General features: G+C 46.5%; 3 tRNA genes. All 3 read right to left on the bottom strand.

Annotated features, from left to right (window positions below):
- Positions 1–127: 127 nt before the first annotated feature.
- A tRNA-Val gene (locus AB4138_RS23595) sits at positions 128–203 on the bottom strand.
- Between the two features lie 32 nt (positions 204–235).
- Positions 236–311 (bottom strand) — tRNA-Lys (locus tag AB4138_RS23590).
- A gap of 2 nt (positions 312–313) precedes the next feature.
- Positions 314–389 (bottom strand) — tRNA-Glu (locus tag AB4138_RS23585).
- Positions 390–443 lie beyond the last annotated feature (54 nt).

Raw genomic sequence — 443 nt, 5'->3', positions numbered from 1 at the left:
TCCAAATTGTTAAAGAGCAATGAGACTTCTTGTGAAGTTCATTTTCTAAAGACTCTCACAGTCGAAAAATCCAACCAGCGACATAAGAAGTGGTTTGGAGATTTAACTTCCAAGAATATTTAGAGAATGGTGGGCGATACCGGGCTCGAACCAGTGACCCCCTGCTTGTAAGGCAGGTGCTCTCCCAACTGAGCTAATCGCCCACGATAGTTTTAATTCCTTCGTGGAGAAAGAATGGTGGGTCGTGCAGGATTCGAACCTGCGACCAATTGATTAAAAGTCAACTGCTCTACCAACTGAGCTAACGACCCAATGGTATCCCGTAGGGGAGTCGAACCCCTGTTACCGCCGTGAAAGGGCGGTGTCCTAGGCCTCTAGACGAACGGGACACTGCAATTCATCTCTACTTTAAAAGTAGAAACAAACTTCGAAGAACTTGGGAG

Source organism: Vibrio sp. 10N.286.52.C3, from assembly GCF_041468865.1.
Taxonomy (GTDB): Bacteria; Pseudomonadota; Gammaproteobacteria; order Enterobacterales; family Vibrionaceae; genus Vibrio; species Vibrio crassostreae_C.
This window is presented reverse-complemented; position numbering and strand designations above follow the sequence as displayed.